Consider the following 26,160-nt stretch of genomic DNA (forward strand, 5'->3'; position numbering starts at 1 on the left):
GCCAACGGAGCACCCGTCGGTAAACGAGGCCAATTCGGGCAAGGGCCCGGTCGGCGGAGTGCGCCGACCGGGTTTGTGCGTCTCGTTACTTGGGAGCAGCCTTGGCGGCATTGGCCTTGATCTTCGCCTCCACGTCGCGCGCCACCTGATCGATCGAGAAGCTCGGCGCTTCCTGGCTCGGCGGATATTCGATGAAGGTTTCGAGGAAACCGGCCGCCTTGGTCACCAGCCAGCCGGCCAGATAGACGTTGTCGACCAGCCAGGCATTGTACTGGTCCGAGACGATGTCGGCGCGCTCGAAGGGGTCCATGCGCAGGTTGAAGATCTTCGGCACGCGCAGGCAGACGAAGGGCTCCTTCCAGACGTCGAAGCCGCCGGGATACTTCATCTCGCAGAACACGGCCTTCCAGTTCTCGTGGCGATAGGCGACGAGCACGCCGTCATCGTTGAAATAGGCGAAGTCGGTGCGGTTGCCCTTCGGCTGCTGGCCGGTCAGGTAGGGCAGCTGGTTGTAGCCGTCGAGATGGACCTTGAAGGTCTTGTTCTCGACGCTCGTACCCTTGAGCAGGCGCTCCTTGACGTCCGTGTCGCCGGCCGCAGCGAGCAGGGTCGGGAACCAGTCGAGGCCTGAAAACATCTCGTTGGAGACCTCGCCCGGCTTGATCTTTCCAGGCCAGCGGACCATGGCCGGCACGCGGAAGGCGCCTTCCCAGTTCGAATCCTTCTCGTTGCGGAACGGCGAGGTCGCCGCATCCGGCCAGGAGAAGCGGTTCGGACCGTTATCCGTGGCGTAAATAACGATGGTGTTGCTGGCGATGCCGAGATCGTCGACCGCCTTCAGCAGCTTGCCGACATCCTCGTCGTGCTCGAGCATGCCGTCGGCATAGTCGTTGCCGGGCATGCCGCTCTTGCCCTTGTTGGCTTCGCGAATATGCGTGAACACGTGCATGCGCGTCGTGTTCATCCAGGTGAAGAACGGCTTGTTGGCCCGGACCTGACGCTGCATGAAATCGATCGCGCCCGCGGTCGTCTCGTCGTCGATCGTCTCCATCCGCTTCTTGGTCAGCGGGCCGGTATCCTCGATCTTGCCGTCGGCAGAGGCCTTGAGCACGCCGCGCGGCGAGTTGGCCTTGACATAGGCCGTGTCCTGCTTGGGCCAGTACGGCCGCTCGGGCTCCTCCTCGGCATTGAGATGGTAGAGGTTGCCGAAGAACTCGTCGAAGCCGTGCCGGGTCGGCAGATATTCATCGCGGTCACCGAGATGGTTCTTGCCGAACTGCCCGGTCGCGTAGCCGCGGGCCTTGAGCGCCTGGGCAATGGTGATGTCGCGGTCCTGCAGGCCGACCGGCGCGCCGGGAATGCCGACCTTGGTGAGACCGGTGCGCTTGGGCGTCTGCCCCGTGATGAAGGAAGAGCGTCCCGCCGTGCAGCTGTTCTCCGCGTAATAGTCGGTGAACATCATGCCTTCCTTGGCGATCCGGTCGATGTTCGGCGTTCTGTAGCCAACCAACCCCTGCGTGTAGGCACTGATGTTCGACTGGCCGATGTCGTCGCCGAAGATCACGAGGATGTTCGGCCGGCTGGGCGCCGATGCAGGCGCAGGTTGCTGAGCCTTCGCCGCGCCCCCCGAGAGACCCAGGACGGCAGCCAGTGCTGCCGCGGCCAGGAATTTATGGCGTTCCATGAAATGCTCCTGGTTTCACATTGCAACCGTGGAGACATAGCTGACACAGCGTTCGTCCGCGCACGCACCTGAGCATTGCATGGACCAATTTGGGGCTTAAGCCTGTAACGGTTACGGAACCCGGCCTTGTGCGCGCCGGCGCAGGCCGATGGCCGCGGATATGGCGCTGGTCGCGTCGGCGGCGAGATCGTCGACGCCCTCATAGCCGGATGCGCTCGCGACCACGTAGTCGCGGAAGCTGGTGGCCAGGACCTCGCCTGTTGCGAGATCGCCCAGGCGCCAGGAGTAACGCATCTTGGCATCGACGGGGCGAACGGCGATATCGAGCGAAAGCGCCTCATGCGGCGCACAGTAGATGGCCTGGATCGCGTCGGCGGCGGCACGGCGCTCCTCCGGCGGCACGACATGGACGGTGAAGGAAGCCTTCTGCAGCGTCATCGCGAGCGCATCGACGAAGAGCTCGGCGCGTGCCGCCATGTCTTCATTGCCCCGCCCGGTATGATCCTGAACGATCACCTGCGCCGAGAGCGGCGGCATGCCGGCCCTCTTCTCGACGAGATCCCCGCCGGCTTCCGCGCCGTGCGCCAAGGCAGCCCAGTCGAATGCCGGCACGTAACTGCCCTTGGGAAGCGAAATCCTGACCGCCGCTTCAGATCCCACCTGCTCGTAATAGGATGCGAGGGCCGCTCTCAAGCGTGTCGCCTCGATCCTGACGATCGGATCCGTCGCCGGATCGAAGGCTTCATCGCGCCCGAAGACATCGACGCCGATCGTATAAGCCTTGATGCGATCCGCCGTGCCTCTGATGGCCTGCGTGACCACGAAGGACAGGAAGCGCCGGTTGCGCTCCGAAAGACGCAGTTCATCGGAAGTCAGCAATCGTTCGAGAGCTCCGAAGACCTGTTCGGCCCCCGGTGGTTCCCGCCTGCTGTTCAAGCTCTCGCCCATCGCTTCGTCCTCGCCGCTGGACCGAAACCACGTCGATATAATGTACTGTTCCAAGTATGACGTGCAGTTGGCCGTGTCAGCAAGCCTGAAGACGCATGGCACACTCGCGATTCCCGACGACCTTAAGAAATCCGCTTCAGGATATCTTGCTCTGTCGCGACCATCAGCGAGCGATACTCTTGCGCCCGTTCGGGGGCAGCGGGCGACGGGGACTTGTCCCAGTAGGAAGCCGCCTCGCAGGCGACTTCATAGGCTTCGCACAACTCCGCAAGCCGCGCATCGCTGCCGAACCGAGCCTTGAGCGCTGGGCGCTTTTGTGGCCACCGGAGCATCAGGCGAGCCAGGCCGCGTCTTTGCGCGTTTTCCATCGCCACGCTTTCATCAGACGAACGGGCACATGAATAGTGTGACTCCAGTCCTCGCCGTCGGGACACCATGTAACCGTAACAATCCTGTTTTCGCCTGCAGCAATCGTCAGGCCGCTCGCCTTGACGACCCCAGCAAATCGGTCCAGCGTCCGCACGAGGGGTCAGGGACATCGATCACGCGGCGTATAGGTACGGCTGTCTTCGCAGCAACGGCATGGGTTGCTGTCGGTGCCGTTCCCGATGCGGTCTTCGCCACCGAAAGCGGCGCCAGCCTTTTCGTTCCGGGACTTCGCGGCCCCGGCGCCGGCATCGTCCCGCCACCCGGCTTCTACTTCGAGAACGACTTCTATTCGTACTCAGGACGCCTTTCGGCAAGCACGCAGACGCAGATTGGCGGCTCCGTCCTCACCAATGTCAAGGTCCAGGCGCGCGTCAACTTCGCCACGCCGACCTGGGTCACGCCTGTCGAGATTCTCGGCGGCAACCTGGCCTTCGCCGTCACCCTGCCTTTCGGCCAGCCGCGCGTCAGCGCGGGAGCGCTGATCGCCGCGCCTCGTCTCGGCCGCGGGTTCGGCGTGAAGCTGCGGGATTCGGAATTCCTGTTCGGCGATCCCGTCATGACGAGCTTCGTCGGCTGGCATGCCGGCAACTTCCATTGGCAGGTCGGCGCCGCCGTCAACATTCCTTCCGGCACCTATCAGGATGGCCAGCTGTCCAACCTGTCGTTCAATCGCTGGATCGGCGATCTCTATGCGGCGGCAACCTGGTTCGATCCGAAAATCGGCCTCGACATCTCGGGCGCCGTCGGCTTCGAGATCAACGGCAAGAACGACGATACCGACTACAAGAGCGGCAATGCCGTCCATGGCGACCTCGCCGTCACCTATTCGCTCACCAAGGAGCTGACGGTCGGCGCCCAGGTCTCGCATTATCAGCAGGTCACGGCGGATAGCGGCGCCGGCGCCTCCCTCGGGCCCTACAAGGGGCGCACCACGGCGATCGGCGGCTCGATCGGCTATACCTTCGTCGTCGCCGGGACGCCTGTCTCGACGCGCCTCAAGATCCTGCGCGAAGTCAGCGTCGAAAATCGGCCGCAGGGGACGATCGGGCTGGTCAGCGTCGCCTTCCCGCTCGGCCATGTCGCGCAGGCGGCGCCACCTCCGGAACCCGTCCCCGGCGCCCGCGTGGTGAAGTACTAACTGTCCCCAGAGCTCGACTCCATCGGCAGAAGCACGAAGCACTGCTCTTTTCGGGCGGCCGGCGAATGGCTATCAGGCTCCCATGGCGACGGCAGCGACCGCCGCGCCGGTTTTGCCGGAAGCCTCGATAGCCGCGAGATAATGGCCCAGACGACACCCGCCACATTGGCGCTGAAGCAACTCGGCATCGCGTTCGAACTGCGCAGCTATGCCTACGATCCCAACGCGGAGCGCGTCGGGCTGCAGGCGGCGGAGGCGCTGGGCGAGCCGCCGCAGCGCGTGCTCAAGACGCTGATCGCGCGGGTCGACGGCAAGCCGGTCTGCATCGTGCTCGCTTCCGACCGCGAGGCCAGCATGAAGAAGGTCGCGGCGGCTTTCGGCGGCAAGGCGGCGGCGATGATGCCGGTGCCGGATGCCGAGAGGCTGACCGGCTACAAGGTCGGCGGGGTCAGCCCCTTCGGCCAGAAGCGCAAGCTGCCGACGATCGTGGACGAAGCCGCCTCGGGCGAGACGCTGGTCTACGTCAATGGCGGACAGCGTGGCCTGCAGATCGCGCTTGCGCCCGCCGATCTCCTGAGCGCGGCCAATGCCCGCAGCGCGGCGATTTGCGTCGGATGACAGCCGACAGCCTTCCCCTTGTCGTCTTCATCGCGTAGAGCGCTCTCCGATCAATTCGCTCATTCCCCGTCATCCCGGACAAGCCGCGAAGCGGCGCCGATCCGGGATCCATCGTAGAGCTCCGGCGCCCTTCGATGGATCCCGGGTCAAGCCCGGGATGACGGCGCGGTTCCACCCCTCGCCGACTCACGCCGGTGATGGGCGTTCCCCTGCCAAGGTTCCCAACTCCATGATTCGCCTCGAGAACATCAGCAAGCAGAACGGAAAGCAGATCGTCTTCATCGAGGCCTCGGCCGGGCTGCTGAAGGGCGAGAAGGTCGGGCTGGTCGGCCCCAACGGCGCCGGCAAGACCACGCTCTTCCGGATGATCACCGGCGAGGAGGCGCCCGACGAAGGGGTGGTCTCGATCGATCGCGGCACCACCATCGGCTATTTCAGCCAGGATGTCGGCGAGATGGCCGGCCGCAGCGCGGTCGCCGAGGTGATGGACGGCGCCGGCCCGGTCAGCACGGTCGCGGCCGAGCTCGCCGAGCTCGAAGCGGCGATGGTCGATCCCGACCGGGCCGACGAGATGGAGGAGATCATCACCCGCTATGGCGAGGTGCAGGGCCGGTTCGAGGAACTCGACGGCTATGCGCTCGACGGCCGGGCGCGCGAGGTTCTGGCGGGGCTGGGCTTCAGCGAGGAGATGATGGAGGGCGATGTCGGCGCGCTCTCCGGCGGCTGGAAGATGCGCGTCGCGCTCGCCCGCATCCTGCTGATGCGGCCCGACGCGATGCTGCTCGACGAGCCCTCGAACCATCTCGACCTCGAAAGCCTGATCTGGCTGGAATCTTTTCTCAAGGGCTATGACGGCGCCCTGCTGATGACCTCGCATGACCGCGAGTTCATGAACCGCATCGTCGGCAAGATCGTCGAGATCGATGGCGGCGCGCTGACCAGCTACTCGGGCGATTACGAGTTCTACCAGCAGCAGCGGGCGCTGGCCGAGAAGCAGATGCAGGCGCAGTTCGAGCGCCAGCAGGCGATGCTCGCCAAGGAGATCGCCTTCATCGAGCGCTTCAAGGCGCGCGCCTCCCATGCCGCGCAGGTGCAGAGCCGCGTCAAGAAGCTGGACAAGATCGAGCGCGTCGAGCCGCCGCGGCGGCGCCAGACCGTCGCCTTCGAATTCCAGCCGGCGCCGCGCTCAGGCGACGACGTCGTCAGCCTCAAGAACGTGCACAAGGCCTATGGCAGCCGGAGCATCTATGACGGGCTGAACTTCCAGATCCAGCGCAAGGAGCGCTGGTGCGTGCTCGGCGTCAACGGGGCCGGCAAGTCGACGCTGCTGAAGCTCGTCACCGGCACGGCCGAGCCCGATACCGGCATCGTCAACATCGGCGCCAGCGTCAAGCTCGGCTATTTCGCCCAGCATGCCATGGAGGTGCTCGACGGCGAGCGCACGGTGTTCGAGGCGCTGGAGGACCGTTTTCCCCAAGCCGGGCAGGGTTCGCTCAGGTCGCTGGCCGGCTGCTTCGGCTTCTCCGGCGACGATGTCGAGAAGCGCTGCCGCGTGCTCTCCGGCGGCGAGAAGGCGCGCCTGGTCATGGCGATGATGCTCTACGACCCGCCGAACTTCCTCGTGCTGGACGAGCCGACCAACCATCTGGACATCGCGACCAAGGAGATGCTGATCACCGCGCTCTCGCAATATGAGGGCACGATGCTGTTCGTCTCGCACGACCGCCATTTCCTGGCCGCGCTGTCGAACCGTCTGCTGGAACTGACGCCGGAGGGCGTCCACGCCTATGGCGGCGGCTACACGGAATACGTCGCCCGCACCGGGCAGGAAGCGCCGGGATTGCGGAGCTAGAGCGTGCTGAGTTCACCCAGAACCACACCGTCATTCCGGGCTTGACCCGGAATCCATCGTAGAGCGCAGCGTCCTTCGATGGATTCCGGATCGGCGCGGCTTCGCCGCTTGTCCGGAATGACGGCGAGGTTCTGGAGTGGGGCCTCCTACCGCGCGAAGACCGACCAGCCGGTGGCGTCCGCCAGTCGTTCCAGCGCCAGCGTGCCGAGCAGCGAATTGCCGTTGGCGTTGAGGCCAGGCGACCAGACCGCGATCGCGGCCTTGCCCGGCGCGATGGCGAGGATGCCGCCGCCGACGCCGGACTTGCCGGGCAGGCCGACGCGGAAGGCGAAATCGCCCGAGGCGTCGTAATGGCCGCAGGTCAGCATCAACGCGTTGATGCGGCGCGCGCGCTGGGCCGATACCACGCGTGAGCCACCCGGCTCGTAGAGCCCGCCATGCATCAGGAAGCGCCCTGCCATGGCGAGCTGGCGGCAGCTCATAGCTATGGCGCATTGGTGGAAATAGACGCCGAGCGTCAGCTCCGGCGCATGGGTGATGTTGCCGAAGGCCTTCATGTAGTTGGCGAGCGCGATGTTGCGGAAGCCGGTGGCCTGCTCGGCCCGCGCCACGGCCTCGTCGATGATGACCGCGTCGTCGTCGGCGAGATAGCGGACGAAGCGCAGCAGTTCGCCGATGGCGACGCGCGGCTCATGGCCGGCGAGATTGACGTCGGCGACGACCAGCGCACCGGCATTGATGAAGGGATTGCGCGGCACGCCCTGCTCGCGCTCGAGCTGGACGATCGAATTGAACGGCGTGCCGGAGGGCTCGCGCCCGACGCGACGCCAGAGCGTGTCGCCGACCTTGCCGAGCGCCTGGGTCAGGGCGAAGACCTTGGAGACGCTCTGGATCGAGAAGGGCTCGTCGCTGTCGCCGGCAGCGTGAACCTCGCCATCCGCGGTGACGACGCAGAGCCCGAACTGGTGGGGATCGATGCGGGCGAGCGGCGGGATATAGGTCGCGGCCTCGCCGCGCTCGCCGGCGTCGCGCATCTCGTCGGCAATGTCGCGGACGAGCCGCCCGATATCCGTCACGCTGCGATCCCGGCTGTTGCGCGCTTCAGGCAAGCCCGAGCCGGGCCGGCGGGTCAAGCCCGGCGGAACAGGCGACGGGCATCAATCGTCAATGGAGGCGGAGCGCCCCACCTGACGGGCCACCGTCGATCGCGGGGCGTTGGGCGGCGATGATGCAGAGCGACTTGCCGCGCGACTTCGCCTGATAGAGCGCGGCATCGGCCGCCGTCATCAGACTGTTCATGTCGCGGCCATGCTCGGGGGCGAGCGCAATGCCGATCGAGGCGCCGATGTGAAGCTTGTGCCCGCTGTCGAGCTCATAGGGCTCGGAGATCTCGCGCACGATCCGCTCGCCGAAGCGCTGGAGCTGGACGCGCTCGGTCTGCTCGGAGAGGACGACGAACTCATCGCCGCCGATACGGGCTGCAATGTCGGAAGCGCGGACGAGGCCGCGCAGACGCTCGGCCACGAGCTGGAGCAGGGCATCGCCGGCCATGTGCCCGTAGCTGTCGTTGACGGCCTTGAAGCCGTCGAGGTCGAGATAGACCAGGGCAAGCCCGCGCGGCGCCGCCTCGCTCTCGAACCGGCTGGTGAAGRCTGTCGCCAGCCCGGCCCGGTTCGACAGCCCCGTCAGCATGTCATGCCGCGCGTGGAAGGCGTTCTCGCGCTCCGCCCGCATCGTCGAGATCAGCATCGCGTTCAGCTTGTAGGCCGCGACCGTCATGCTGAAGAGATAGAACGGGATCTGCATGAAGGTGATCAGCATGATCGGCTCGGAGAGGAACGGCGCCGCCAGCACGCAGGGCCCGAGCGTCAGCACGATCATCACGCCGGCCATGCGCGGCGCGGCGAAATTGCGGAAGCAGATGCCGCCGACCATCGCGGCGGCGGACAGGCAGGCGAGCGCCGCCGCCACCCAGTCGCCGCTCGTCAGGCTGAGGAAGGTCCCGGCCCCGATGCCGGCCGCCCAGGCGATGCCGAGCAGGAGATAGAGATCCGTCGGTGTCGAGTCGCCACGGGCCGCGCGACGGCGTGCGCTCACCAGGACGAGCAGGCGCACGAAACAGCAGATGACCTCGAAGGCGCACCAGAGCATGAACGGCAGGGTCGGAATGCGCAGCGTGATCAGAAACGAGACCGCCAGCGAATTGATCACGCCGCCTGCGAAGATCGGCAGCGTGCCGTAGAGGCTGCCCACCAGCGCGACCCGGATCTCCGGCGGAACATCCGGACCAGCATCCGCAAGCCAGCGCGTCACGCGCCAGCGCGGCAGGCTGAAACGGAGGACTGGGGCACTCATCGGCTGAACCGGCTCCTCTGGCGAACAGGCCAGCGGGGCAGCCGGTCGCAAAGGGCTGCGTAACAGCGAGGTATTACGATTCGGTGAGGAAAGCCGCGCGAATCACGCCCGGCCTGCAACGCAGGGATGCCGAAAGCTCATATCTTCAGCGATTTTGACGATAAACCCAGACGCGTGCGGGCGGGATGTTGCGCAGCACCCAGTCCGAGACGAACGCCTTGAGGCCCGAGCCCTTGCGCGGGATCGGCGAGATCACCGAATAGGTGAACTGGATGAAGGGCGCGCCCTGGACGAGCAGGGGGAACGCCTCGCGAGCCAGCGCCGAGCGCGTGGCCGGGGGGCGGTTGAACAGCGGCAGGCTCGAGACGAGCGCGATCGCCTTCTCGTGCAGATGGCCGGAAAGCGTGGCGGCGAGCGCATAGGCATCGCCCTCCACAACGGTGGCGCGTGGAAAGCGCCGACGCAGGAGCTCGCAGAACTCCGGGCTGAATTCGACGAGGATCAGACGGCTTTCGTCGATGCCGCGCTCGATCAGCGCCTCGGTGACGGGGCCGGTGCCGGGGCCGATCTCGATGACCGGGCCGGGTTGTTCCGGATCGACGAAGGATGCCATCCGCCGCGCGAGCGCCGGGCTCGACGGCGTCACCGAACCCGTGCGGCGTGGATCGTCGATCCAGGATTTGATGAAGCGGGCCTCATCGCCAAGCTTCGCCTTGGCCTCGCTGACGCGGCTCTTGAACTTCTCGGCGGTGCTGCGGACCTCGCTCTCGACCTTGTAGCGGACAGCCGCCACCTTGAGCTTGGCTTCGGCGACGCTGTCGACGAGGTCGGCGGCCGTCACCCGCATTTCGCCTTCGATCCGCGACGCTACACGGGACTGCCCGAGGCGAGCGGCAAGCGACGTAGCGCGCGGACGATGACGAACCGTCGAAGACATGGCACCCCTTGATCGCCGCAGAGACGACGCGTCTGACGCGGACGAACGTTACCTGTGCGGCATATGGGGTCAAGAGCGGCCGCCCGCCAAGCTCTTTTCCGCTTTCCAGCCAACAACCATCGGACAAATGCTTCAGATCAGCGGCCTGGGCGTCGAATTCTGCTCGTAGACCGAGGCCATACGCGCCGTGAGGCGGGGATTGAGCAATGTCAGGCGCCCTCCCGACAGCGAGAACAGGCCAGCCTTGCGCAGGCGCGACCAGGTCTTGCTGGTGTGGACGAGCGAGAGGCCGAGTGCATCGGCAAGCTGCTGCTGCGAGAGCGGAAAGGCGAAGCTGTCGTTGCTCACCAGGCCAAGCGCATCGGCCCGGTGATAGAGCGAGATCACCAGCGCCGCCACGCGCTCGCCTGCGTTGCGCTGGCCCACCGACGTCAGATTGTCGTCGATCAGACTCTCCTCGCGCGAGCCCAGCCACGCCAGCTCATAGGCCAGCGACGGCATTTTCACGAACAGATCCCAGATCCGCCTGCGCGAGAAGACACAAAGCTCGACCTCGGTGAGCGCCTCGATGCCGTGCTCGGAAGCGCTGAGCAGAGTGGCCTGCAGCCCGACGAGGTCGCCCGGCAGCAGGAAATTCAGGATCTGGCGGCGCCCATCCGGCAGGGATTTGTAGCGGAAGGCCCAGCCCGAATAGAGCGTATAGAGTTCCGCATCCTCCTGTCCGGGGTGGATGATGTCGGCGCCTGCCGGCAGCGCGCGATGATCGATCTTCATCGCCTGGATGAATCGGATTTCGTCGTCGGTCTTGTCCTTGAAAGCGGGTTTCAGCCGCAGCGGGCAGGCAAGGCAGGGCGTGCCCAACCGTCCCTGCCTACTGACGATGTTCATGAGCGGATCGATCCCCCGAGGCCGATGCGGAAAGCGCCGGCAATCGCCCAACGCAGACAGGCGGCCACGCGTTCCCTGCCGGGACCAAGGGAACCATCAGGGCTTCCGTCGCGTTTTCCTGCTGAAACCCGACGTTTGGCGTCGGAAAGCGTTGGGAGACAGATATGCCGAAAGCCAGTCTTGCCCCGGCTGCACGAGCCCTCTTCTTCTTTGGATTCATGGGCGCAGCCGTCACCGGCCTGACGCTCGGAGCACAATTGCAGGCGCCGACGGACCAGAGTTCGACGACCGTCGCGCTGGCCAAGGGCGAGCGTGATCAGGCTGCCGATCTCCGGTTCGCCGCGGTCGATCGCTCGGACCGCGCGCAGAGCACCGCGAAGCGTGCGATCGCCTCGCCTTCGCAGCAGGCGATGGCGGGCGGGCTCGTCACGCACATTGTACGCTGAGCACGTGAGGATCTAAAAATGCGTAGCAGCGGAACCTGACGGGATTTCCCGCGTTACATGCGCGACGCATCCTCGCGTCGCACTTCAAAGCCGCCTCTGGCGGCTTATTTTTTGGCTTCTTGCAGGCGGAAACCCCATGCTGCTGCGCATTCGGCACGCAACGACCTACCGCTATGCCCAGCCCGTGGCCTTCGGTCCGCACCGGCTGATGCTGCGGCCGCGCGACAGCTTCGACCTGCGTGTCTTCGACACCGCGCTCTCGATCTCGCCGCACGCCCATCTCACCTGGATGCATGACGCCTACGGCAACCCCGTCGCCATCGCGAATTTCGAAGCCGAGGCCGATACGCTCGAGATYGTCAGCATCCTGACGCTCCAGCGCTTCGGCTCGGCCCTGCCCCGGACCGAAATCAAGCCCGGGGCCGCGCTCACAGGCGTGGTCTACAGCGAAAACGAGCGAGCGGTTCTCCAGCCTTTCCTGATGCTCGCCAGCGCCGACCCCGACAAGCATCTCGATCGCTGGCTCGCAGATTTCAGAGCCCGGATCGGCCAGGGCTCGGGCCATCTTCTGCGCGATCTGGCCCATGCGATCCACGATGCGCTTTCCTATGCCGTGCGCTTCGACGAGGGGACGCAGCATCCCGTCGATACGCTGGAAAACTCCAGCGGCTCGTGCCGCGACTATGCCTGGCTGTTCATCGAGCTCGCCCGGCGCATGGGTTTCGCCGCGCGCTTCGTCACCGGCTACATCCATGACCGGAGCCTGGAGGCATCGTCGCTGATCAGCGCCGTCGGGCTGACCCATGCCTGGGCCGACGTCTTCATCCCCGGCGATGGCTGGGTCGAGTTCGACCCGACCAACGATCTCGTCGCCGACCGGCAGCTCCTGCGTGTCGCTGTAGCGCGCGTACCGGAGGATGCCTCGGCCGTCGCAGGTAGCTTCGTCGGGCCGGCCGGCTCCTTCCTGGGGCTCAGCGTCGGCGTTGCGATCGAGCCGGCGCAGGCCGCGCAGCCATAGCGCTCAGACGGCGTGCCTGACGCGCCAGCGGCCGAGCGAATGGCTCTGGGGATCGGCCGTCTGAACGGCCTCGATCTGGGCGATGAGGCCGGCGAAGATGCGCGGCGGGGCGCCATGGCTGATCTCGCGGTCGGCGTCGAGGCCGACTTCGATCGTGGCTTCATCGATATCGACGACGCTGACCGTGATCCGCACTTCGGGCGTGCTGCGCAGCGCGCGTGAAGCGACATCCGCCACCAGGAACCCCAATGGGATGATGCGGTCGACCGAGAGTGTCGCCGTGGTATCGATCCGGCTCGTGACCCACTGGTCGCGGCTGCGGATCAGGTTCGAGATCATGGTGACGACATCGTCGAGGAACAGGTCGACGCGGACCGGTTGCATCTCGCCGTCGGCCAGGGTGAAGCGATAGGCGGCAGAGAGCACATGGACACGGCACTCGGCATCGGCGAGCGCCAGCCGGGCCTCGTTGCGATAATCGCGCTTGCTCAGGCCGATATAGCTCTGGACGACCTGCAGGCTGTTCTTCACCCGATGATGCAGCTCACGCACCAGAAAGCGGTTGTCGTCGAGCGCGGTCTGGAGCCGGCGCTGACGCACCTCCTGCTCGTCGACCATGGCGTTGAAGGCTTCCGCCACACTGCGGATGTCGCTCGGCATGTCGTCGGCGATCGCCGCTCTCGTCCGCCCTAGGGAAGCCCGGGCCCGTGCGGCCGCCTCGATGCCGCGCAGCCAGCGAACGCAGTGCTTGTCGATCGCCCGCAGATAGACGAGGCAGAGCAAGCCAAGCGTGATGAGCGGCGCCAGCAGAAGCACCATGAACTGCACGCGCGCGGCTTTGGCAGGTCCGTCGTCGAAGCTGGCTATGACGTAGAAGTCCGGCTCGGCGACCATCCGGGCCGTATAAATGCGGCCTGGACCTGACCGGCTTGGTGCCGTCCAGCGCTCGCGCCCGGTCGGGAGGCGATCCTGCTGCGGCAGCCATGACATGTCGGCATCCTCGCCGCGGCTGGCCACAACAGCGCCACCACGGCCGATCAAGGCGACATTCATATCCCGGCCGCCATCGCCGAGGTCGAACACGTTCTCCAGCAGATCCGGAGTCGTCAGGAGAAGGGCCTCCTGCAGCCCCCCGCCCGAGGCCTGTTCGTCCGCCATCAGAACGGCGAGGTAACGACGACCCGCGAGCGTGACCTGATCGTAGCGAAGCCTGCCGAGATCGGCTCCGTTCCAGGTCGCGACAGAAGAAAGCCCGGCAAGTTGCCGGGCGACGTTGCTCATCATCTCGCTTGATAGACCTGCGTCGAGAGAGCCCGCGCAAACGCGTCCGTCGGCGCTGCGCAGGAAGAACGCACGGAAGCCGCTCGCCCGTTTCAACGCCCCCAGCGCGGCCTCTTCGCAAACAGCGCCGTCGAGGCGCGCATCGATCGCCACCGTGCCGAAGGCGAGCAAAGCCCGTGAAGCGCCGCGATACCAGACCCGTGTCCGCACCGCGAAGTCATCGACGGCCCGGGCCTGTGCGGTTTCGATCGTCGCTATGGCGGCCCGGTAGGTTGCATAGGCTGCGAATGCGGAGGCACATCCGACCGGCACCGCAATGGCGATCAGCAGGGCCAGAAGGCGCCCGCGAACGGTGCTGATTCTCGCCAGACGCATCAGGAACCAACAGGTTCGGAACCGACCCTTTGCATCGCTGCCGCACTGGTGCGGTCCGGCCCGAGATCGTCGACCCCGCCTATCGAGAGCAGTTCGGCGAGCTTGGTCCGCGCCCGATTGACCCGGCTCTTGATGGTGCCGATGGCCACGCCGCAGATGTCGGCAGCCTCTTCGTAGGACAGGCCGGTCGCACCGACCATGATCAGGACTTCCCGCTGCTCCTCGGGGAGCTTCGCCAGCGCCTTGCGGAAATCGGCGAGGTCGAGATGGCTCTCCTGGTTGCCATGGGTCGCCATGCGCTCGGCATAGGTGCCCTCGCTGTCCTGCACCTCGCGGCCGCGCTTGCGGTAGAGGGAGTAGTAGGTGTTGCGCAGGATCGTGAACAGCCAGGCGCGCAAGCTCGTGCCCGGTTCGAACTTGTCGGAATTGCCCCAGGCCTTGAGCAGCGTATCCTGCACCAGGTCGTCCGCCAGCTGCATCGAGCCGGACAGGGAAGCCGCGAAGGCACGCAGATTGGGAATCTCGCGGATCAAGCCATCCTTGAACTCGTTGGCTTGGGCAGCGGTCCTGGCATCACTTGCGCTCATCGGACGACGCTCCGGCTGCGCGCTGTTCGGTGGCTTCAAGCTGCGCCAGCAGGACGAGGAACTTGTCCGGCACGGGCGCGTTCACGATGTCGTCGTAATGGGCCTTCAGCGAGCGACCGATGGATTCCTGCACCTTCGGGTCCAGAACCAGTTCGAAGTCGTCACTATCGCCTCCGTCGGGTTCGGACATCGCTGCATCCAGATTGCTCATATCAGCCCTCGCGCCACAACCGAGCCTGCTTTTCCAGCAAGTCCCGCATTCCGTTTCTTCGTCGGCGAAACCAAAGCCCAGTGGCGGTGGCGACACCAATGCGCCGTAATAACAGCCTAGATTCCAAAAAGTTCCGCATCCGACAAAAAATAAATTCCTTGTCAGCGGCCCATCCTAAGCCATTATTTCGGCACGATAAAAGGGATGCGTTCATGTCGATCGCCAAAGAAATTGCGCCTCATCTTCCTTACCTGCGCCGGTTTGCCCGCGCGCTCACCGGCACGCAAACCAGCGGCGACGCTTATGTCGTAGCGATGCTGGAAGCGCTGGTGGCTGATCCTTCCGGCTTTCCCCGCGGGATCGACCCGCGAATCGGCCTCTATCAAGCCTTTCTGAAGCTCTGGTCCTCGGCCAGCGTTGATACGCGCGAGCCGATCGTCGAGCTCACGCGGGCTCCGGCCGAACGCAATCTCGAAGCGCTGACGCCGCGACCGCGGCAGGCCTTCCTGCTGCGGACAGTCGAGGGCTTTTCCATCGAGGAGGTCGCGACGATCATGGGCATCAACCCGGGCGATGCCGCCACGCTGGTCCAGACCGCCGGCCAGGAGATCGCGGAGCAGGTTGCAACCGACGTGCTCATCATCGAGGACGAGCCGATCATCGCGCTCGACATCGAGACGATGGTCGAGGAGCTCGGCCATACCGTCACCGGCGTCGCCCGCACCCAGCGCGAAGCCATCGCTCTCGTCGCGAAGAAGCGGCCAGGGCTCGTGCTGGCCGATATCCAGCTCGCCGATGGCAGCTCGGGTCTCGATGCCGTGAACGAAATCCTGTCGTCGATCGACGTGCCGGTGATCTTCATCACCGCCTATCCCGAGCGTTTGCTCACCGGCGACCGGCCCGAGCCCGCCTTCCTGATCACCAAGCCTTTCCAGCCGGAAGCGGTGAAGGCGGCGATCAGCCAGGCGCTGTTCTTCGACCGGCGCGCGGGTCGCAAGGCCGCCTGAACCGGCGTTTTCCCACCGTCGAAGCCCGCGGCGCGACCGCGGGCTTTTTTTGTCGCGGGCTCGGGAACAAGCCCCGTCATCGAGCGTTCGCGTCACGATGTCGGTTTGGTATCCGGTTCGGGAGGGCGTGGGCCATGGCGATGACCTGCTTGTCAGCAGCAATCGCGGCGAGTTCGATCGCGACAGCGTTGTTTTCGGGAGCGGTGGCGCCTGGAGCGCTGAGCGGGGAGGTTTTGTCGCTGGCACTTGCAGCCTTGACGAGCCTCGCCGTCGCCGGCGCCGCGGCCCTCGACGGTTGAGTTCTGCGATACGCTCCGGCCACGTCCAAGCCGCACTGATCGCGATGGCCGTCTGGGTCTGTCCGTGTGTCGCGTCGGCACAGGCAAAACCCGCTCCTTCTGCTGCCGCCAGCCCCCTGCCCCCGCCGCGCCCTGCGGAGCTTCTGCCGCGTGCACCCGTCGAGCGGAACGTGGTCAAGCCGCCGCAAGCGGAGCAGCCGGCGCCGGCCGAGCCGACGCCATCGAGCGCATCGACATGCCTGTCCAGGCTGGCGGCCATTCCCGGCAACCGGATCGAGCCGGCCGTGTCGGAGCTCGGGCAAGCCGACGCGGCCTGTCGCGTCGAAGAGCCGGTTCGCCTCCACGCCCTCGCCCTCCGCGGAAACAAGGCAGCGCTCACGGTCACGTTCGATCCGGCGCCGCTCGTCAGCTGCGCGATGGCATCAGCCGTCGCCGATTGGCTCGACACCAGCGTTCAGCCGCTTGCGCAGGGACATTTCGCTATGGGATTGACGGGGGTGCGTGTCGGCGGAGGGCAGGAATGCCGAAGGCGCAACCGCGCTTCGGCCGGCCCGATCAGCGAACACGCAACGGGTCAGGCTCTGGACATCTTCGCCTTCAAGCTGGCGGAAGGCGGCAAATCGGAAGTGATCTCGGTCGAGAAGCCTTCGGGACTTGCGCAGAACCGCTTCCTCGATGGAGTGCGTCAATCGGCTTGCGGAGCCTTCATGACGGCGCTGGGACCCGGCTCAGACGCCGCACACGCCAATCACCTTCACGTCGACATCCAGGCGCGGCGCTCGCGCGCATCACGCTTCTGCCAGTGAACGGAGCCTATTCCGAGATGTCGAACCGCATGAGGAACGATTGCCGCTCCGGGGAATCATCGGCGTCGTCGACATCGACGAGTCTCGGGCCGGCGCGCCGCGCTGCCATCACCGCCAGCGCCGCATCGCAATCGAGCCCGGTCGCGATCAAATCCTCAAGCTCCCAGAACGGCGGCAGGGCCGCGTCCGGAACCGGATCGTGAATTATTGGGATTTCTCCCAGCGGGCGACTCACGGACATCGACGTTCCCATGCCAAGATGAAGCGCCAACGCAACAAGCTTCCTTTGGTTCCTCTAAGCCGGAACTGTGGGATTCTTGAGGCGTTCCGTCCGTCACCTCGCCAGGAGCCTACGCGATGACTTTTGGGCAACCCCGTCTCCTCCTTGCCCTTGCCGCCCTCGCTGGCCTGGCAAGCATGTCCACCCCTGCGCTGGCCCAGTCGAGCGAACCGCCGACAGGCCGGCTGTCCTGCACAGTCAGCGGCGGCCTGGCGCCGGTCGTGACGGCGCAGAAGCCGATGGAGTGCCGTTTCCGCCCCCGTCGCGGACCCCTGCAGCACTATACCGGCATCGTCCGGAGCTTCGGGCTCGACCTCGCCTCCGTCCGCAGCGCCGCGCTGGCCTGGCGCGTCTACGGCCCCTATGCGCGTGCGCCGCTGGGAGCGCTCGCGGGCCAGTACAAGGCGACAGGCGCAACGCCCGGAGCGGGAGGCAACACCCTCGTGGGCGGCGACAACAACGCGGTGACCCTGCAGCCGCTGCCTTTCCAGGGCAATCGCGGCATCAATGTCGCTGTCGGCGTCACCAGCTTCGAGCTGACGCTCGTCGCTCCCGGCCGGCGGCGCTAAGCTGGAGGCAAAAAAGACCCAAGATTACGTTTTGCTAACCCTGACTTGGCAAATTCGATTCAAAATCGAGGCTTTTCGGGCCATACTGAGCGAGAGCAGGAACATCGCCAATCCTATGACGTTATCGAGCCGTGCTGGGATTGCAGTGAGTGAGAAGCCGGTCAATGGCTGATATCCGCGTTCTGATCGTCGAAGATGACCCGTTTATCGCGATGGACATCGAAAGTGCCGTCGCAGAACAGCTCGGTGCCGATGCCGAGCTGATCGTGGTCGAATCCGTCGCAGAGGCGAGGCGTGCCGCGTCTCGCCAGCTTTCCTGTGCCCTGCTCGACATCGATGTCGTCGGGGGGAAGACTTTCGAGGTCGCGAGCGCGCTCCAGCAGACAGGAACGCCGTTCGCGTTCGTGTCGGGTTCGGCTCCGCATGAGGTGCCGGCGCCGCTGCGGAACGCCCGCTTCCTGCGCAAGCCCTTCTCGATCCGGGAAGTCGCCGCTTTCGTCGTGAGCGCGATAGAGCCCGCTCCCGACGAGGCCGTTCAGGGTTAGCGCCAGCCGCGTCAGGCCGAGGTTGGCGGGGTCTCCCGCTTCGGAAAGATCACCCTGATCCGTGTTCCCGGACGTTCTCCTGATTCCGCATGCAGCGGCCGGCTCATCATGCTCGCCCGCATGCTGCGCAGCAGGCTCGCGATCACCGTCTGCCCAAGCCCCTTGTTCTGAACCTCGGCCGGAAAACCGACGCCGTCATCCTCGATCGTCATGGCCAGGACCGGCACGCCTTCCACCTCATCCTGGGCAAGCCGGATGGTGATGCATCCCGACATGCCGTCGGGAAAGGCGTGCTTGATCGCGTTGGTCACCAATTCGTTGACGATGACGACGAAGGACACCGCGTCGCGCCCGGGAAGGCGGATCGACTCCATGTCGAGATCGATCCGGATCGGGCGACCTTCCGCCGCCTTGCCGATCTCGGCCAGCAGGTCCTCCATATAGGGACGCGCATCGATCTCGTCCGTCTCGATGTCGAGGCGCAGGCGGCGCTGGCCGGCCGCGATCGCCTGGATGCGGGACTGCGCCTGCGCCAACGCGGCCTTGACCGCGGGCTGCCGCGTCTGCCGGCTTTGAACATTGAGCAGGGCCGAGACCATGGCCAGGTTGTTGYCGACGCGGTGATTGACGTCGCGCAGCAGCGCCTCGATCCGCATGCGCTCGCTCTCGAGCTGGCGGGTGCGCTCGCCGACGATCTGTTCGAGCTCGGCATTGCTGACCGCCAGCGCGGCGGTGCGGCGCTGGCGCCGGCGTAGCTGCTGCCAGGCCGCGAAGGCGAGCCCGGCGAGCGCGACGACGATGCCCGTGCTGCTCCAGAGCCGCCTGCGCTCCTCACGTCGATAGAGCGAGAGGAGACGGGTGTTCTCGGCCTGCTGGATCTCCTGCACCGTGTCGCGCAGCCGGTCCATCGCCGCAATGCCGCCGGCATCGCGGACGAGCGCGATCGCCTCCTCACGGCGTCCGGCCCGCTCCAGCGTGATCGTGCGATCGAGTTCCTCGAACTTGATGCCCATATCCTGACGCAGCTTCGCCACCTGCGCCTTCTGGGCCGGATCGGCATCGACAAGCGCAGCCAGGATGTCGAGCTCGGGGCCAGCCGTCGCCCGCCCTTCGGTGAAAGGCTCGAGATAGCTCGGCTGGCCGGTCAGGAGAAATCCACGCTGACCCGTCTCCGCATCGCGGAGGCGGCCGAGAAAGCGCTCCGCGCGTTCGCGGATCTCGATCGCATGCGAGACAAGATCCGCCGTGCGCCGGGCCTGCTGATTGATCAACGCAGCCACGATCACCGCCACGGCGACGACACCGATCGAGATGATCGTCGTCGTTGCCGAGCGGAGCCGTGTGCTGAAGGCCGGAAGGGCCGGAAGCGAGAAGCGGCTACGGGGCCTCACCTGATCGGACATGCCAGCCTTGTTAAAGGACGCATGCCGACATCCCTATGTAAAATGACACGGCCCATCCACCGCCATGGGCGCCTCGGATCAAGCCTCTTCGTCGTCCTCTGCCCCGCCGGCCACGATCTGACGGCCGAGAATTGCGCCAAGGACGACGATTCCGCCAGCCAGGGCCAAGCGCCAGCTCATGCGCGAACCGATCAGCTTTGCGGCGAGGGGGGCGGCGGCGAGCGCAGCCGTCGCGGCCGGACGAGGCGGCCTGCGTCGGCCCTTGACGTAAAGCGCGATGCAGAAGGCGAGGAGTGCCGTCGCAAACAAGCCGCCAGCGATCCAGAGGCTTGCGGCGACCCCCCCGTAGCGAAGCGCCAGCATCGTGTGCAGGGCGTTGAGCGCGTAGCCGCCGGCGCAGAGCACCAGCAGCGCCGCCAGGCCGAACAGGCCGTAGACGATGACATTGCGCTTCACCGCGCCGGAGATTTCCGAAGCGATGAAAGATCCGATCCCCCCGAACATGATCAGCGCGCCGACAGGAAGCCGACGAACAGCCCGACTGCCGCCGCCAGCCCAAGCGCGCGCAGCGGCCGCTCGCGGATCTCGTCCTCGATCAGCTTTTGCAGCTCGGTCGCCTGCTCCTTGGCGATGTCGACCATCTTGTCGGTATCCACGCCAACGGCGCGCAGGCGTTCGCCGACGGTCGCGGCGATATCCTCCGCGCTGCGCGTAAGCGTGTCTTCCAGCGCGCTCGCCTGGCGCTTGGCGCGTGCTCCGGCGCTGCGTGCCTCCGCAGCGACATCCTCGGCGCCGCCTTCGACCTCTGCCTTGGCTCGCTTGGCGGCAGCAGCCGCCTGACGTTTTGCGGATGTCGTGGTTGCCATGACGATGAGTTCCTGTCGCTGTTGAATAGGGAATGGTGCCGATGCAACGTCGCCGCCGCAAGGGGCACTGCCTGTGTCGCAACGCGTCCACTCCGGTTCTGTTCCGGGCCGCGGCACTCAGGCGGCCTGTGCCTCCGGCTTCTCTTCTGCGTCGGCCTTGGCCTTCTCGCGGCGGTAACGCGTGAATTCTTCCTGCGCCACCATGGCCACGATGACGATCGGGGTCGAAAGCACGGCACCGATCGGTCCCCATAGCCAGAGCCAGAAGATGAAGGAGATGAAGACGAGGAAGGGCGAGATCGTCAGCCGGCTGCCGACGAAGACCGGGGTGATCGCGTTACCCTCGAACAGATGGAGGACGTAATAGGCCGCAGCCGGCCAGAGCGCGGCAAGGAGCGACGGAGCGTCCAACAATGCGCCCGCCAGCAGCAGGACCGCGACGAAGATGGGCCCGATGAAGGCGAGGTAATTGAGCATGAAGGCGAGCGCGCCCCAGAACAGCGGAAACGGCAAGCCGGCGATCCAGGCGATGGTCATGGTCAGGAAGCCCATGCCGAGATTGATGATCGTCACCAGGCCGAAATAGCGCGCCACCCGCTCCTCGATCTCCTCGAAGAAAGAGCCCGCGGACCGGCGCGCGCCGCGGCCGAGGCAGAGCCGGAGCACGCGCGCCTTGAGATGGCGGCGCGTCGCCAGCCAGAAATAGACGGTCGCGACGAAGATCAGCATGCCGCCGGCGGCCGCCGAGGACGACATGGCGATGTCGAACAGGGGATTGCCCTGGGAAACGCTGAGCTCGGCACCCTTGCCGGTGATCGATGCGACGCCGCGCTTGAACTCGTCCATGAAGGCGAAGACGCCGGCGAGCTTGGCCTGCAGCGCCGCCATCATGGCCGGCGCCTGGTCGCTCCAGCCCGCCACGGGTACCGCAAGGATGCCGATCCCGCCGAGAAGCAGGCCGACGAAGAGCAGCATCACCAGCGCCGCGGCCGCCTGTTGCGGCACATTGTGCCGGACCATCCAGTCGACCAGAGGCCCGAGGACCAGCCCGAAGATCACCCCGGCGATGACCGGCATGGCGATGACCTTGGTCAGCGCGAGCGAGGCCGTCGCCAGGATGACGAAGATGCCGACGATGGCGTAGCGGACGATGAGGTCATGCTCGTAGGGTGTGACCTCTTCGGTCTCGTCCACCGGTTCCGTCTCCGCCATGTAACGCGGAAACGGCCTCCAGGCCGATGAGCTGAGCATGATCCTGCTTCCAACGCGCGACCCGCGCCCCCCTGGCGCGCCGGGAATGTTAACGCGGGAATGGTCAGCCCGGTTCCGGCCGGCTCAGTGGGCCTCATCCCAGTTGCCGGCGGCGCGGGCCTCGACGGCGAGCGGCACGCGCAATTGCACGGCGGGATGCGGCGCGTCGACCATCACCTTCTCGATGATCGGCAGGGTCTTCTCGACCTCTTCCTCCGGCACCTCGAAGACGAGTTCGTCATGGACCTGCAAGAGCATGCGGGCGTTGAGCCGGTTCGCGGTCAGGGCCGAATCCATACGCGTCATGGCACGGCGGATGATATCGGCGGCCGAGCCCTGGATCGGCGCGTTGATCGCCTGACGCTCGACGAAAGCGCGCTCCGACGGGTTCTTCGAGGAGACCGCCGGGAAATGGCAGACGCGTCCGAAGATGGTCGTGACCTGGCCATGGGCGCGCACATGGGTCTTCGTCTGGTCCATGTAGTCGCGGATGCCGGGGAAGCGCTCGAAATACTTGCGGATATAGGCGCTCGCCTCCTCGCGGCCGATGCCGAGCTGGTTGGCGAGGCCGAAGGCCGAGATGCCGTAGATGATACCGAAATTGATCGCTTTGGCGCGACGGCGCACCTCGCTCGGCATGCCCTCTACCGGCACGCTGAACATCTCGGATGCGGTCATCGCATGGATGTCGATGCCATCGGCGAAGGCCTGCCGCAGCTGCGGGATCTCGGCGATATGGGCGAGCAGGCGCAATTCGATCTGGCTGTAATCGGCCGAGACGAGCTTGAAACCCTTCTCCGGCACGAAGGCGGTCCTGATCTTGCGCCCGGCCTCGGTGCGGATCGGGATGTTCTGCAGGTTGGGCTCGGAGGAGGAGAGCCGGCCCGTCGTCGTCGCCGCCAGCGCATAGGAGGTGTGGACCCGGTTGGTCTGCGGGTTCACATAGGCCGGCAGCGAGTCGGTATAGGTCGATTTCAGCTTGGCGAGCTGGCGCCACTCCAGAATCTTGGAAGGCAGCGGATGGCCCTGCTCGGCGAGTTCCTCCAGCACGCCGGCGCCGGTCGCCCATTGGCCGGTCGCGGTCTTCTTGGCGCCTGCCAGCCCCATCCGGCCGAACAGGATGTCGCCGAGCTGCTTGGGGCTGCCAATGGTGAACTTCTCGCCAGCGAGCTCGTAGATCTCGTCCTCGAGCCGGGCCAGCCCCTGCGCGAAATCGCCGGAAAGCCGCGACAGGATCTGCCGGTCGATGGCGATGCCGCGCTTCTCCATATTGGCGAGTACGGCGACCATCGGCCGCTCCAGCACCTCGTAGACCGCGGTCTTCTTCTCGGCGGCGAGGCGCGGCTTCAGCGCGAGCCAGAGCCTGAGCGTGACGTCGGCATCCTCGGCGGCGTAGTCCGTCGCGCGGTCGAGCGGCACCTTGTCGAAGGTGACCTGAGCCTTGCCGGTGCCGGCGACCTGCGAATACGGGATCGTCTCGTGACCGAGATGAATCTCCGAGAGCTTGTCCATGCCATGGCTGTTGATGCCGGCATCGAGCGCATAGGAGATCAGCATCGTGTCCTCGACCGGGAACACGGTGAGACCGTGGCGCTCCAGAATCAGCAGATCGTATTTCAGGTTCTGGCCGATCTTGAGCACGCCTGCATCGGCCAGCAGGGGCTTCAGCGCCGCGACCGCCTGCGCCAGCGGGATTTGATCGGCGAGCAGCCCTTCGTCGAACAGGCCGCCATCGCCGCCGCGATGCTGGAGCGGGATGTAGCAGGCGCGGCCGGGCGCGACCGCGAGCGAGATGCCGATGAGATCGGCCTGCATCGCGTCGAGCGAATTGGTCTCGGTGTCGAGCGCGACATGGCCGGCCTCATAGGCCCAGCCGATCCAGCGTTCGAGATCGGCAAGCGTGCGCACGCATTCATAGGTTGAGCGGTCGATCTTCGCCGCGATCGCCTCGTTCTTGCGCGTGGCGGCGAGATCGGCCGGCTTCATCCAGCCGGCTTCGCCGCCGGTAGCCTCGGGCAGGGTCGCAGAGGCGGACGGCGTCGCCGTCGTCACGGCCGAAACGGCATCCTCGATCGCATCGGCGCCGACATAGAGCGCCTTGAGTTCGGCAGCACGCGAGCCGCCCGGGGCCAGCGCCGGGTCGGCGTCGATCGCGCCGATATCGGCCTCATAGGCCTCGGCGACGCGCTTGGTGATGGTGGTGAATTCCATCGCCTTGAGGAAGGCGACGAGCTTCGCCGGATCAGGCTGCTCCAGCGTCAGGTTTTCCAGCGGGGTCTCGACCTTCACGTCGTCGACCAGCGTGACCAGCTTGTGCGAGATGCGGACCTTCTCGACCACCTCGGGGTTGGTCAGCGTTTCCCGGCGCTTGGGCTGCTTGATCTCGCCGGCGCGCGCCAGCAGGGTTTCGAGATCGCCGTATTCGCCGATGAGCTGAGCGGCCGTCTTGATGCCGATGCCGGGCGCGCCAGGCACGTTGTCGGTGGCATCGCCGGCCAGCGCCTGCACATCCGTGACCTTGTCGGGCGTGACGCCGAAATACTCGACGACCTCGGGCTCGCCGATGCGACGCTCGGCCCGGAAGCCCGCGCCCTTCTTCTGGTCGCCGGAGGCAGGGTCGTACATCGCGACGCCCGGCCCCACGAGCTGCATCAGGTCCTTGTCGGCCGAGACGATCAGCACCTCGGCGCCGGCCTCGCGCGCCTGCTTGGCATAGGTCGCGATCAGGTCGTCGGCCTCGTAGACATCCTGCTCGACCGGGATCAATCCGAAGGCGCGGACAGCCTCGCGCATCAGCGGGAATTGCGGGATGAGATCGGCAGGGGGCTCGGAGCGGTTGCCCTTGTAGGCCGGGTAGATCGCCTTGCGGAAGGAGTTCTCCGACTTGTCGAAGACGATGGCGAGGTGCGTCGGCCTGACGCCGAGCACGCCCTCGCGCACGAACTGGAAAAGCTTGGTGGCGAAGAGCCGGACCGCGCCTGAGGGCAGCCCGTCCGAGCGGGCATTGTATTTCCGGTCCTGGTTGATCGACTGGAAATAGGCCCGGAAGATGAAGTTCGAGCCGTCGACCAGGAAGAGGTGGTCGCCGGGCTTCAGGGCAGGGGCGGTCGTGGCTGTCTCGCTCATGGCGCGGACCATAAGCGGGCCTGCGCTGGCGGTCCATGGCGGCAGCGCGTCGTTGTGCACGAAGCTGTCAGGAATGGCAGCGCCCAAGCCGTCATGCTCGGGCTTGACCCGAGCATCTCAGGACGAGGAGACCTGCGAGCCTCTTCCGGCAAGAGATTCTCGGGTCCGCGCGAGGCGCGGCCCGAGAATGACGCGCCTTACTTCACGATCGCATCGATCTCCGCCAGATCCTCTGCCGTCAGCGCCCAGTCCGCAGCCTTGACGTTCGCCGCGACCTGCTCGGGCTTGGTCGCGCCGGCGATGACGCTCGATACGACGGGCTGCGCCGCGAGCCAGGAGAAGGCCAGCTCCACCAGCGAATGGCCGCGCGCCTCGGCGAAGGCGGTCAGCCCCTCGATGCGGCGCCAGTTGTCCTCGCTGAAGATCTCGTCGGCGCGCTGCGGCAGCTTGGTCAGGCGCGCGCCTTCCGGCATCGCCGCGCCGCGCTTGTACTTGCCGGTCAACGCGCCGTTGGCGAGCGGGAAATAGGGCAGCAGCCCCATGCCGTAATGGGCAATGGCAGGTATCAGATCGGCTTCGGCTCCGCGCTTCAGCAGGCTGTACTCGTCCTGCGCCGAGGCGAAGCCGGGAATGCCGATGTCGCGCGCCGTCCAATGCGCATCGGCGACCTGCCAGGCGACGACGTTCGAGCAGCCGACATAGCGAACCTTGCCCTGGCGGACGAGATCGTCGAGCGCGCGCAGCGTCTCCTCGATCGGGGTCAGCGGATCGGGCCGGTGGAGCTGGTAGAGATCGATCCAGTCGGTCTTCAGGCGCCGCAGCGAATCCTCGACGGCGTTCATGATGTAGCGGCGCGAGCCGCCCTTCATCACGCCCTCGGCATCCATCTCCATGCCGAACTTGGTGGCGAGCACGATCTGCTTGCGCCGCGCGCCCAGCACCTCGCCCAGCGCCGTCTCCGATCCACCACGCTCGCCATAGATGTCGGCGGTGTCGAACAGGGTGATGCCATGCTCGATCGCGGCATCGACGACCTTGCGGGTCGCGTCGAGATCGATGCGCCCGCCGAAATTGTTGCAGCCGAGCCCGACGAGCGAGACGCGCAGGCCCGAGCGGCCGAGATTGCGGAATTGCATGGTGAAGGTCCTTCCCTGAGAGGCGGGCAGAGGACCAGAGCGGGCGGGGAGAGACAATGGCGCCCGATGCAGGGCGGACACGCAGCAGCCGAACGGACGGTTTCC

Annotated in this window: 26 protein-coding genes; 9 read left to right on the forward strand and 17 right to left on the reverse strand. The window is 66.0% G+C overall.

All coding sequences use genetic code 11. The features are described 5' to 3' along the window. Positions 1–85: 85 nt before the first annotated feature. The 3 genes from AC1DVA_RS05930 to AC1DVA_RS05940 all read right to left on the reverse strand — a co-directional run bounded on the left by AC1DVA_RS05930 (position 86) and on the right by AC1DVA_RS05940 (position 3,000). Positions 86–1,684, reverse strand: coding sequence for an arylsulfatase (locus tag AC1DVA_RS05930; RefSeq protein ID WP_265051175.1), 1,599 nt, complete (start codon positions 1,682–1,684; stop codon positions 86–88). A gap of 111 nt (positions 1,685–1,795) precedes the next feature. Next, on the reverse strand, positions 1,796–2,563 hold the full coding sequence (locus AC1DVA_RS05935) for a hypothetical protein (RefSeq protein WP_476805330.1): 768 nt from the start codon (positions 2,561–2,563) through the stop codon (positions 1,796–1,798). A 191-nt stretch (positions 2,564–2,754) separates the two neighbouring features. Further along, positions 2,755–3,000: a hypothetical protein gene (locus AC1DVA_RS05940; RefSeq protein WP_265051173.1), complete on the reverse strand. Its 246-nt coding sequence runs from the start codon at positions 2,998–3,000 to the stop codon at positions 2,755–2,757. Between the two features lie 29 nt (positions 3,001–3,029). On the opposite strand from AC1DVA_RS05940, the gene AC1DVA_RS05945 reads away from it, so the two are divergent. From AC1DVA_RS05945 to AC1DVA_RS05955, 3 genes are all read left to right on the forward strand, one after another. After that, positions 3,030–4,199 carry a SphA family protein gene (locus AC1DVA_RS05945; protein ID WP_476805331.1) on the forward strand — a complete coding sequence of 390 codons (1,170 nt, stop codon included), beginning with the start codon at positions 3,030–3,032 and terminating at the stop codon, positions 4,197–4,199. 141 nt (positions 4,200–4,340) lie between these two features. After that, entirely contained in the window at positions 4,341–4,817 is a 477-nt protein-coding gene (gene ybaK / locus AC1DVA_RS05950) for a Cys-tRNA(Pro) deacylase (protein WP_476805332.1), read from the forward strand. Between the two features lie 229 nt (positions 4,818–5,046). Next, entirely contained in the window at positions 5,047–6,669 is a 1,623-nt protein-coding gene (locus AC1DVA_RS05955; RefSeq protein ID WP_476805333.1) for an ABC-F family ATP-binding cassette domain-containing protein, read from the forward strand. Between the two features lie 146 nt (positions 6,670–6,815). Here AC1DVA_RS05955 and AC1DVA_RS05960 read toward each other — a convergent pair whose 3' ends face one another. From AC1DVA_RS05960 to AC1DVA_RS05975, 4 genes are all read right to left on the reverse strand, one after another. Next, a complete protein-coding gene (locus AC1DVA_RS05960) occupies positions 6,816–7,745 on the reverse strand; it encodes a glutaminase (protein ID WP_476805334.1) in 930 nt (309 codons plus the stop codon). 88 nt (positions 7,746–7,833) lie between these two features. Beyond that, complete coding sequence (locus tag AC1DVA_RS05965; RefSeq protein WP_476805335.1) at positions 7,834–9,024, reverse strand: diguanylate cyclase domain-containing protein; 1,191 nt, start codon at positions 9,022–9,024, stop codon at positions 7,834–7,836. Positions 9,025–9,169: 145 nt separating this feature from the next. Next, a complete protein-coding gene (locus AC1DVA_RS05970; RefSeq protein ID WP_476805336.1) occupies positions 9,170–9,865 on the reverse strand; it encodes a class I SAM-dependent methyltransferase in 696 nt (231 codons plus the stop codon). 228 nt (positions 9,866–10,093) lie between these two features. Continuing rightward, positions 10,094–10,849, reverse strand: coding sequence for a Crp/Fnr family transcriptional regulator (locus AC1DVA_RS05975; RefSeq protein WP_476805337.1), 756 nt, complete (start codon positions 10,847–10,849; stop codon positions 10,094–10,096). 164 nt (positions 10,850–11,013) lie between these two features. Between AC1DVA_RS05975 and AC1DVA_RS05980 the strand changes: the two genes are divergently transcribed. Continuing rightward, positions 11,014–11,295, forward strand: a complete 282-nt coding sequence (locus tag AC1DVA_RS05980) for a hypothetical protein (RefSeq protein ID WP_476805338.1) — start codon at positions 11,014–11,016, stop codon at positions 11,293–11,295. Between the two features lie 136 nt (positions 11,296–11,431). Beyond that, complete coding sequence (locus AC1DVA_RS05985; protein WP_476805339.1) at positions 11,432–12,313, forward strand: transglutaminase family protein; 882 nt, start codon at positions 11,432–11,434, stop codon at positions 12,311–12,313. Between the two features lie 3 nt (positions 12,314–12,316). Here AC1DVA_RS05985 and AC1DVA_RS05990 read toward each other — a convergent pair whose 3' ends face one another. The 3 genes from AC1DVA_RS05990 to AC1DVA_RS06000 are packed head-to-tail and all read right to left on the reverse strand — an operon-like array spanning position 12,317 to position 14,767. Continuing rightward, on the reverse strand, positions 12,317–13,969 hold the full coding sequence (locus AC1DVA_RS05990; protein ID WP_476805340.1) for a sensor histidine kinase: 1,653 nt from the start codon (positions 13,967–13,969) through the stop codon (positions 12,317–12,319). Next, a complete protein-coding gene (locus AC1DVA_RS05995) occupies positions 13,969–14,556 on the reverse strand; it encodes a sigma-70 family RNA polymerase sigma factor (RefSeq protein WP_265051164.1) in 588 nt (195 codons plus the stop codon). The genes AC1DVA_RS05990 and AC1DVA_RS05995 overlap by 1 nt, the downstream gene beginning before the upstream one ends. After that, a complete protein-coding gene (locus AC1DVA_RS06000; protein WP_265051163.1) occupies positions 14,543–14,767 on the reverse strand; it encodes a NepR family anti-sigma factor in 225 nt (74 codons plus the stop codon). Before AC1DVA_RS06000 ends, AC1DVA_RS05995 begins: the two co-directional genes overlap by 14 nt. A 212-nt stretch (positions 14,768–14,979) precedes the next feature. On the opposite strand from AC1DVA_RS06000, the gene AC1DVA_RS06005 reads away from it, so the two are divergent. Beyond that, on the forward strand, positions 14,980–15,774 hold the full coding sequence (locus AC1DVA_RS06005; RefSeq protein ID WP_476805341.1) for a response regulator: 795 nt from the start codon (positions 14,980–14,982) through the stop codon (positions 15,772–15,774). Positions 15,775–16,243: 469 nt separating this feature from the next. Further along, positions 16,244–16,879 carry an extensin-like domain-containing protein gene (locus tag AC1DVA_RS06010; protein WP_476805342.1) on the forward strand — a complete coding sequence of 212 codons (636 nt, stop codon included), beginning with the start codon at positions 16,244–16,246 and terminating at the stop codon, positions 16,877–16,879. 7 nt (positions 16,880–16,886) lie between these two features. On the opposite strand, the gene AC1DVA_RS06015 is transcribed toward AC1DVA_RS06010, so the two are convergent. Further along, positions 16,887–17,120, reverse strand: coding sequence for a hypothetical protein (locus AC1DVA_RS06015; RefSeq protein WP_476805343.1), 234 nt, complete (start codon positions 17,118–17,120; stop codon positions 16,887–16,889). Between the two features lie 176 nt (positions 17,121–17,296). On the opposite strand from AC1DVA_RS06015, the gene AC1DVA_RS06020 reads away from it, so the two are divergent. Then, positions 17,297–17,728, forward strand: a complete 432-nt coding sequence (locus AC1DVA_RS06020) for a DUF992 domain-containing protein (protein WP_265051160.1) — start codon at positions 17,297–17,299, stop codon at positions 17,726–17,728. Between the two features lie 164 nt (positions 17,729–17,892). Continuing rightward, positions 17,893–18,273, forward strand: coding sequence for a response regulator (locus AC1DVA_RS06025; protein ID WP_476805344.1), 381 nt, complete (start codon positions 17,893–17,895; stop codon positions 18,271–18,273). An 11-nt stretch (positions 18,274–18,284) separates the two neighbouring features. Here the strand turns inward: AC1DVA_RS06025 and AC1DVA_RS06030 are convergent, their stop codons facing one another. The 6 genes from AC1DVA_RS06030 to AC1DVA_RS06055 form a co-directional block, all read right to left on the reverse strand. Continuing rightward, positions 18,285–19,676: a sensor histidine kinase gene (locus AC1DVA_RS06030; protein ID WP_476805345.1), complete on the reverse strand. Its 1,392-nt coding sequence runs from the start codon at positions 19,674–19,676 to the stop codon at positions 18,285–18,287. Positions 19,677–19,754: 78 nt separating this feature from the next. After that, positions 19,755–20,180 (reverse strand): hypothetical protein, encoded by a 426-nt coding sequence (locus AC1DVA_RS06035; protein ID WP_476805346.1) that lies wholly within the window; start codon positions 20,178–20,180, stop codon positions 19,755–19,757. A gap of 2 nt (positions 20,181–20,182) precedes the next feature. Further along, on the reverse strand, positions 20,183–20,542 hold the full coding sequence (locus tag AC1DVA_RS06040; protein WP_265051156.1) for a DUF883 C-terminal domain-containing protein: 360 nt from the start codon (positions 20,540–20,542) through the stop codon (positions 20,183–20,185). Between the two features lie 117 nt (positions 20,543–20,659). Beyond that, positions 20,660–21,736 carry an AI-2E family transporter gene (locus tag AC1DVA_RS06045; RefSeq protein WP_476805347.1) on the reverse strand — a complete coding sequence of 359 codons (1,077 nt, stop codon included), beginning with the start codon at positions 21,734–21,736 and terminating at the stop codon, positions 20,660–20,662. Positions 21,737–21,877: 141 nt separating this feature from the next. Then, the gene (gene polA, locus AC1DVA_RS06050; protein WP_476805348.1) at positions 21,878–24,919 is read right to left on the reverse strand and encodes a DNA polymerase I; all 3,042 of its coding nucleotides are present in this window, start codon (positions 24,917–24,919) and stop codon (positions 21,878–21,880) included. A 197-nt stretch (positions 24,920–25,116) separates the two neighbouring features. Then, positions 25,117–26,055, reverse strand: coding sequence for an aldo/keto reductase (locus AC1DVA_RS06055; protein WP_476805349.1), 939 nt, complete (start codon positions 26,053–26,055; stop codon positions 25,117–25,119). Positions 26,056–26,160 lie beyond the last annotated feature (105 nt).

This window comes from Allobosea sp. P4_C6, from assembly GCF_056402015.1.

Coding starts and splice junctions, on each gene's coding strand:
- AC1DVA_RS05930 (WP_265051175.1), bottom strand. CDS start 1,684: ATGGAACGCCATAAATTCCTGGCCGCGGCAGCACTGGCTGCCGTCCTG.
- AC1DVA_RS05940 (WP_265051173.1), bottom strand. CDS start 3,000: ATGGAAAACGCGCAAAGACGCGGCCTGGCTCGCCTGATGCTCCGGTGG.
- AC1DVA_RS05945 (WP_476805331.1), top strand. CDS start 3,030: ATGAATAGTGTGACTCCAGTCCTCGCCGTCGGGACACCATGTAACCGT.
- ybaK (WP_476805332.1), top strand. CDS start 4,341: ATGGCCCAGACGACACCCGCCACATTGGCGCTGAAGCAACTCGGCATC.
- AC1DVA_RS05955 (WP_476805333.1), top strand. CDS start 5,047: ATGATTCGCCTCGAGAACATCAGCAAGCAGAACGGAAAGCAGATCGTC.
- AC1DVA_RS05975 (WP_476805337.1), bottom strand. CDS start 10,849: ATGAACATCGTCAGTAGGCAGGGACGGTTGGGCACGCCCTGCCTTGCC.
- AC1DVA_RS05980 (WP_476805338.1), top strand. CDS start 11,014: ATGCCGAAAGCCAGTCTTGCCCCGGCTGCACGAGCCCTCTTCTTCTTT.
- AC1DVA_RS05990 (WP_476805340.1), bottom strand. CDS start 13,969: ATGCGTCTGGCGAGAATCAGCACCGTTCGCGGGCGCCTTCTGGCCCTG.
- AC1DVA_RS05995 (WP_265051164.1), bottom strand. CDS start 14,556: ATGAGCGCAAGTGATGCCAGGACCGCTGCCCAAGCCAACGAGTTCAAG.
- AC1DVA_RS06000 (WP_265051163.1), bottom strand. CDS start 14,767: ATGAGCAATCTGGATGCAGCGATGTCCGAACCCGACGGAGGCGATAGT.
- AC1DVA_RS06005 (WP_476805341.1), top strand. CDS start 14,980: ATGTCGATCGCCAAAGAAATTGCGCCTCATCTTCCTTACCTGCGCCGG.
- AC1DVA_RS06015 (WP_476805343.1), bottom strand. CDS start 17,120: ATGTCCGTGAGTCGCCCGCTGGGAGAAATCCCAATAATTCACGATCCG.
- AC1DVA_RS06020 (WP_265051160.1), top strand. CDS start 17,297: ATGTCCACCCCTGCGCTGGCCCAGTCGAGCGAACCGCCGACAGGCCGG.
- AC1DVA_RS06025 (WP_476805344.1), top strand. CDS start 17,893: ATGGCTGATATCCGCGTTCTGATCGTCGAAGATGACCCGTTTATCGCG.
- AC1DVA_RS06035 (WP_476805346.1), bottom strand. CDS start 20,180: ATGTTCGGGGGGATCGGATCTTTCATCGCTTCGGAAATCTCCGGCGCG.
- AC1DVA_RS06040 (WP_265051156.1), bottom strand. CDS start 20,542: ATGGCAACCACGACATCCGCAAAACGTCAGGCGGCTGCTGCCGCCAAG.
- polA (WP_476805348.1), bottom strand. CDS start 24,919: ATGAGCGAGACAGCCACGACCGCCCCTGCCCTGAAGCCCGGCGACCAC.
- AC1DVA_RS06055 (WP_476805349.1), bottom strand. CDS start 26,055: ATGCAATTCCGCAATCTCGGCCGCTCGGGCCTGCGCGTCTCGCTCGTC.